Origin of the sequence: Amycolatopsis sp. SID8362, assembly GCF_010550475.1 — a bacterium.
GTDB lineage: Bacteria > Actinomycetota > Actinomycetes > Mycobacteriales > Pseudonocardiaceae > Amycolatopsis > Amycolatopsis eburnea.
In genome coordinates this window covers 1-6,506 of record NZ_JAAGNB010000739.1, presented here as the reverse complement: position 1 = coordinate 6,506, position 6,506 = coordinate 1, and the positions used below count along the sequence as shown (strand labels likewise).

At 71.5% G+C, this 6,506-nt stretch carries 7 protein-coding genes; 5 read left to right on the top strand and 2 right to left on the bottom strand.

Annotated elements, in window-relative coordinates:
* Nucleotides 1-339 precede the first annotated feature (339 nt).
* The 4 genes from G3I65_RS23210 to G3I65_RS23195 all read left to right on the top strand — a co-directional run bounded on the left by G3I65_RS23210 (nucleotide 340) and on the right by G3I65_RS23195 (nucleotide 3,842).
* Entirely contained in the window at nucleotides 340-1,263 is a 924-nt protein-coding gene (locus G3I65_RS23210) for an ACP S-malonyltransferase (protein ID WP_309235646.1), read from the top strand.
* Entirely contained in the window at nucleotides 1,260-2,243 is a 984-nt protein-coding gene (locus G3I65_RS23205) for a beta-ketoacyl-ACP synthase III (protein ID WP_160697981.1), read from the top strand. The genes G3I65_RS23210 and G3I65_RS23205 overlap by 4 nt, the downstream gene beginning before the upstream one ends.
* Nucleotides 2,244-2,317: 74 nt before the next feature.
* Nucleotides 2,318-2,563: an acyl carrier protein gene (locus tag G3I65_RS23200; protein ID WP_004559006.1), complete on the top strand. Its 246-nt coding sequence runs from the start codon at nucleotides 2,318-2,320 to the stop codon at nucleotides 2,561-2,563.
* A gap of 28 nt (nucleotides 2,564-2,591) precedes the next feature.
* Nucleotides 2,592-3,842 (top strand): beta-ketoacyl synthase, encoded by a 1,251-nt coding sequence (locus G3I65_RS23195; RefSeq protein WP_160697980.1) that lies wholly within the window; start codon nucleotides 2,592-2,594, stop codon nucleotides 3,840-3,842.
* A gap of 45 nt (nucleotides 3,843-3,887) precedes the next feature.
* Here the strand turns inward: G3I65_RS23195 and G3I65_RS23190 are convergent, their stop codons facing one another.
* Both G3I65_RS23190 and G3I65_RS23185 read right to left on the bottom strand, forming a co-directional pair.
* Nucleotides 3,888-4,481 (bottom strand): hypothetical protein, encoded by a 594-nt coding sequence (locus tag G3I65_RS23190; protein ID WP_160697979.1) that lies wholly within the window; start codon nucleotides 4,479-4,481, stop codon nucleotides 3,888-3,890.
* Nucleotides 4,482-4,511: 30 nt separating this feature from the next.
* Nucleotides 4,512-5,015 (bottom strand): DUF3145 domain-containing protein, encoded by a 504-nt coding sequence (locus tag G3I65_RS23185; RefSeq protein ID WP_125306203.1) that lies wholly within the window; start codon nucleotides 5,013-5,015, stop codon nucleotides 4,512-4,514.
* 273 nt (nucleotides 5,016-5,288) lie between these two features.
* On the opposite strand from G3I65_RS23185, the gene G3I65_RS23180 reads away from it, so the two are divergent.
* A partial coding sequence (locus tag G3I65_RS23180) for a hypothetical protein (RefSeq protein ID WP_309235641.1) occupies nucleotides 5,289-6,506 on the top strand: 1,218 nt, incomplete at its 3' end.

Sequence of the window (6,506 nt, the reverse complement as noted above, 5' to 3'; positions counted from 1 at the left end):
CACGGCCCGCGCCGGCGGGGTTCAGACCGAGGGCGGTCGGCCCCCGGCGACTGTGCCGCAACCCTGACCCGAGACGTAGTGAATGACTCATTCATGTCGTCGGACGACATGAATGAGTCATTCACTACATCGCAGCCCGCCACGACGTCGCCGATGTGGGTCGATGAGGGCCGCGTCACGTGATGGACTTAACAGCGAAAGGTGATTGAACCCGACAAGGCATCCGGGTTACGCGCGAGCTTCTCCGGCGCGTCTTTGGAGGGTTCCGACAAAGACGCCGCGTAGACACTGTGAGCGTCGGCATCCCGGGAAAGCACCGTCGCGGTGTTGTCTTGGAGGGTGACAGCAGCAGTCCTCGCTCCCGGTCAGGGGTCCCAGGCCCCCGGCATGTTCACGCCCTGGCTCGACCTCGACGGCGCGCGCGAGCGCGTCGCGCAGTGGTCCGACCGCGCCGGGCTCGACCTGCTCCGCCTCGGCACCGAGGCGGACGCGGAAGAGATCCAGGACACCGCGGTCGCGCAGCCCCTGATCGTCGCCCTCTCGCTGCTCACCTTCGAGCACCTGCAGGCCGTCGCCCCGGTCGCCGCGGACGCGCCGGTCGCCGGCCACTCCGTCGGCGAGCTCGCCGCGGCCGCGATCGCCGGGGTGCTGAAGCCCGCGGACGCCGTCGCGCTCGCCGCCGTCCGCGGGGCCGAGATGGCCAAGGCCTGCGCGCTCGAACCGATGTCGATGGCCGCGGTCATGCTCGGGGACCCCGAGCAGGTCGTCGCGTGGCTGGAAGAACACGGCCTGACCGCCGCGAACCGCAACGGAGCGGGGCAGATCGTCGCCTCCGGCGCCGCCGACGCCGTCGCGAAGATCGTCGCCGAACCCCTGGAAGGCACGAAGATCCGCGCCCTCAAGGTGGCTGGCGCGTTCCACACGCAGTACATGGCGCCCGCCGAAGAGGCGTTGCGCGCCCACGCCGCCGAGCTGACCCCGGCCGACCCCACCCGGCCGCTGCTGTCCAACGCGGACGGCACCGTCGTCACCAGCGGGGCCGAGTACCTGGAACGCCTGGTCTCGCAGGTCACCCGGCCGGTCCGCTGGGACCTGACGATGGACGGCCTGGTCTCGCTCGGCGTCACCCGCACCGTCGAACTCGCGCCCGCGGGCACCCTGACCGGCCTGGTCAAGCGGCAGCTCAAGGGCGTCGTCACCACTACCACCGCGCTGAAGTCGCCGGCCGAGCTGGCCGCGCTGCGCCAGGAGGACGCCTCGTGACCGACCGACCGGCCCTGAGCCTCAACCCGGGCTCCCGCGGCAGCCGCGTGCTGGGTGTCGGCAGCTACCAGCCCGAGCGGATCGTCACCAACGACGACCTCTCGAAGATCATGGACACCAACGACGAGTGGATCCGCACGCGCGTCGGCATCATCGAGCGGCGGTTCGCCGACAAGGGTGAGCTGCTGACCGACATGGCCGTCGCCGCCGGCACCGCCGCGCTGGCCGACGCCGGGGTCGATCCGTCCGAAGTGGACACGGTGATCCTGCCGAACTGCACGATGCCGACCCCGATCCCGAACGCGGCCGCCCAGGTCGCCGCCCGGATCGGCATCCCGAGCCCCGGCGCGTTCGACCTCAACGCCGCGTGCGCCGGGTTCTGCTACGGCCTGGGTGTCGCCTCCGACCTGATCCGCGGCGGCTCGGCCAAGAAGGTCCTCGTGATCGGCGCCGAAAAACTCACCGATTCGGTGAACCCGACCGACCGCGCGAACGCGATCATCTTCGCCGACGGCGCGGGCGCCGCGGTCGTCGGCCCGGCCGACGAACCGCAGATCGGCCCGGTTTCCTGGGGCAGCGCCGGCGACCTCGTCGACCTGATCGGGATGACCGAAGACGAGTTCATCTACCAGGAGGGCCAGTCGGTCTTCCGGTGGGCGACCACGAAGATCGCGCCGATCGCGATGCAGGCGCTGGAGGTCGCCGGGCTGAAGCCGTCCGATGTGGACGTGCTGATCCCGCACCAGGCCAACCTGCGCATCGTCGAGGCGATCGCGAAGAAGCTGCGGGCCAACGGCGCCCGCGAGGACATGGTCGTCGCGGACGACATCAAGTACTCCGGCAACACCTCGTCGGCGTCCATCCCCCTCGCGCTGGACCACATGCGCAAGGCCGGGACGGCGAAGTCCGGCGACGTGGTGCTGGCGGTCGGGTTCGGCGCGGGCCTGTCCTACGCCGGGCAGGCGTTCGTCTGCCCCTGATCACCGTTACGCTCCCCGCGGGCGCTCGCCCGAGGGAATACAGACCCCAGAAAGACCGAGAAGGGAACAACCCCATGGCTGACAACGCTGAGATCCTCGCCGGCCTCGCCGAGATCGTCGAAGAGGTGGCCGGTGTGGCTCAGGACGACGTCACCGCCGAGAAGTCGTTCGTGGACGACCTGGACATCGACTCGCTGTCGATGGTCGAGATCGCCGTGCAGGCCGAGGACAAGTTCGGCGTCAAGATCCCGGACGACGAGCTCGCCAACCTCAAGACCGTGGGCGACGCCGTGAACTACGTTTCGGCCAACTCCAAGTAAGTCCTCTTCCCTCCTTGAGGAGACTCAAATGAGCAACATCGACGTCGTGATCACCGGTCTCGGCGCCACCACACCGCTCGGCGGGGACGTCACGTCCACCTGGGACGGTCTGCTGGCCGGGCGGAGCGGGGTCCGGGCGATCGAGGCCGACTGGGTCGAGGAGCTGCAGCTGCCGGTGAAGATCGGCGGCCAGCTGGCCGTCGATCCCTCGGAGGTCCTCCCGCGGGTGCAGGCCCGCCGGCTCGACCGCTGCGAGCAGGTCGCGCTGATCGCCGCCCGCCAGGCGTGGGCCGACGCCGGGTACACGGAGCCGACTGACGAGCACACCGACGTCGACCCCGACCGCCTCGGCGTGTCGATCGGCACCGGCGTCGGCGGCCCGGTCACCCTGCTCACCCAGAACGACCTGTTGCACCAGCAGGGTCTCCGCAAGGTGTCGCCGCTGACCGTGCCGATGCTGATGCCGAACGGCCCGGCCGCGCACGTCGGCATCGACCTGAAGGCGCGGGCCGGCGTGCATTCGCCGGCTTCGGCCTGCGCTTCGGGAGCCGAAGGCATCGCGAGCGGGGTCGAGATGATCCGCTCCGGCCGCGCCGACGTCGTGGTCGCGGGCGGTGCCGAGGCGTGCATCCACCCGATCACGCTGGCCGGGTTCGCCCAGGCCCGCACGGTGTCCACGCGCAACGACGACCCGGGCGCGGCTTCGCGGCCGTTCGACGCCAACCGGGACGGCTTCGTCCTCGGCGAGGGCTCGGGCGTGGTCATCCTGGAGCGCGCGGACCTGGCGAAGGCCCGCGGGGCGCGCGTCTACGCGACGATCGCCGGGCACGGCATCACCTCGGACGCCTACCACATCACCGGCAACCACCCCGAGGGCATCGGCCAGATCGCCGCCATGCGCGCGGCGATGAAGATGGCCGGCGTCACCGCGGCGGACGTCGGGCACGTGAACGCCCACGCGACGTCCACTGTGGTCGGTGACATCGGCGAGGCGGCGGCGATCCGCAACGCGGTCGGGGAACACCCGGTCGTGACGGCGCCGAAGGGCGCGCTCGGCCACCTCGTCGGCGGTGCCGGCGCGGTCGAGGGGATCATCACGATCCTGTCGCTCTACCACGGCATCGTGCCGGCCACGATGAACCTGACCGACCTGGACCCGCGGGTGCAGCTGGACGTCGTTTCGGGTGAGCCGCGCAAGGTCGAGCTGACCGCGGCGATCAGCAACTCGTTCGGCTTCGGCGGCCACAACACCGCCCTGCTGTTCACCCCCGCGGCCTGACGGACGCGAAAAAAGGGGCCCGGCTTCGGCCGGGCCCCTTTTTCGTCAGCATTTTTCGTGTTCGGGCGGCGGGCCCTTGTCGACCGAATCGATCTTCAGCGCGGCCTGCTCGACGACCATCGGCAGCACGAGCCGCCACTTGATGCACGGCTCCTGGAAGAACGGCGGGGCGTCCTCGGGGTTCTGCACGCTGGTGAACCCGACCAGGACCCGCAGCGACGAGCCGGAGCCGCGTTCGATCCGGTAGACGACGGCGTCTCTGTCCTTTGTGGTGCGGACGCCGTTCTTCCACGTGGTGAGTGACTGCTCGGCCACCCGCTGTGCGCTGACCACGCTCGTCCACTGCTGGTACTGCTTGTTGTTGATGGCCGAGAAGTACGTCTCGATGACCCTGCGGACGGCCTCGGCCTGCGGGTGGGCGCGCGCGTCGTCGGTCATCCGCACGGCGTCCGCGGCGGCCGGCTCGCCGCTGCCCGACGTCGACGGCGTCGAGACGGCGGCGGAGGTGTCGTCGGCGGGCTGGTCGGGCCGCCGGTAGAGCTCACGCGCGAGCAGGCCGGCCCCGACGGTCACGGACAGCACCACGACCACGACGGGCACCAGCCAGCGCTGGCGAGAGCTGGGGGCGGGGGTGGTCACGCCGTGAGCGTACCGGCCCCCGTCCCGCGGCTAGCCGACCTGGTGCAGCCAGGTCACCGGGGCGCCGTCGCCGGCGTGGCGGAAGGGCTCGAGCGCCTCGTCCCAGCTCGCGGCGAGGAGTTCGTCGAGCTTGTGCGCGAGGGATTCACCCCCGCGGGTCATGGCGACGAGCGCGCGCAGCTGGTCTTCACCCACCACGATGTCGCCGTTGGCGCTGGTCCGGCCGTGCCACAGGCCGAGGCCGGGCGCGAAGCAGTACCGCTCGCCGTCGACGCCCGCGCTGGGCTCTTCGGTGACTTCGAACCGGATCATCGGCCACGCCTTGAGGGCGGACGCCAGTTTGGCGCCGGTGCCCGCGGGCGCGCGCCAACCGCATTCGGCGCGAAGCTGACCCGGACTGGCCGGCTGCGCCGTCCACTTCAGGTCAACGCGGGCACCCAGGGTGCCCGAAATAGCCCACTCGACGTGCGGACACACCGCAGACGGCGACGAGTGGACGTACACCACACCTCGGGTGCTGCCACGGGTGCTCACTGCTACCTCCGCTTGTTGCTCGACGAGGGACGTCTTCCCCTACGCCCTGATTCGAGCTGCGGAACGGCTTCAGTGCGGCTCCCGAATGCCGCCTCCGATGCGTTGTAGCACATTCTGCACCCCAACCGTGCTGTTTGGCCACATGAACACCACAAGTCACCCGGGGCACCACTTTCGGAGGGCACGCGGCCGCGTCGTCCCCGTGTCGCACGATGGATACGGCCACGCGCGCTAGCGTGATGACCCGGAACGACGAGCAGGGAGGGGTTTTCGGTGCGACTGGTGCGCCTGGAGCGGCAGCAGTCCCGGGTGGCCGACGACATCCGGGCGGCACTGGCGTCCCTGGGCCGCGGCAGCACCGTGATCGGCGGCATCGCCCTGATCGGCGTCGGCTCGGTGACGGACCGCCCGATCGAGGCAGTGGTCCTCCTCCCGCACGGCGTGATCATCGTCATCGGCGTGGACCTGCCCGACCCCGCCCTGCGCCTGGAAGCCCCGCTCGGAGCGTCGTGGGTCGCGGACGGGTGGCCCCTGGTCGCCGACGACGACGCGGTCAACCCGGCCACGGAGGCGCTGGACGTCTCCCAGGCGTGCGAGCGGAAGATCGCCGCGTTGGTCCCCGGCACGGCCCCGGTGGGCACGATCATCGCGGTGGGCCCGTACGTGGAGACGGTCGACCAGCCGGCCCGCGACCTGGCCGGCCCGGTCCGCGTCCTCCACCCCACCCCGACCACGATGCTGGCGGCGACGGTCTCCCTGGCCACCGCCCACCGCCCCCGCTCGGTCGACCAGGTACGCGCCCTGATCCGCGGCCTGGCCCCGGACGCCCCGGAGTTCTCCGACGACATCCTCGTGGGCGAGGGTTTCAGCCGGTTCACGGACGACTCGCCGCCGGAGTCCCTTTGGGACAGCGTCCCGGTGGTCCCGGCCCAGGCGAGTTCTCCGGGCTCGGGTGCGTCTTCGGGCGGAGCCGGCTGGCGGACCGAGACCCCGGTTCCGGTGGAGCCCGTGGTGGCTCGGGAGCCGGAGCCGGAAGCTCCCGCCATCGCCGAAGCCGAGCCGGAATCTGCCGCGGGCGCCGAAACCGCACTCGCCAAGCCCACTACGGCGGAACCTCCCGCCGCAGCCGCCGCGCCTGCCGAAGCCGCACCGGCCGAGCCCATCGCAGCGGAATCACCCGCCGACACCGCACCGGCCACCGCCGGTCCCAAGCTTGAACCTCCGTCCGCGCCTGCCGAGCCCACCTCGGCTGCACCATCCACCCAAGCCGGTCAGCGGCCCGCACCCGCCCTCGCCGCCGAAACCCCGGCCGCTTCCGCCGCGCCCACCGCGGCTGCATCGCCCACCGGAGCCGCACCCGAGCCGGAACTCCCCACCTCGGCCGCACCGCCCACCCACGCCGATCAGCGGCCCGCACCCGCCCTCGCCGCCGAAACCCCGGTCGCCGAAGCCGCACCCGGCCCGGAACCGTCCGTCGCGGCCGCCGAAGCC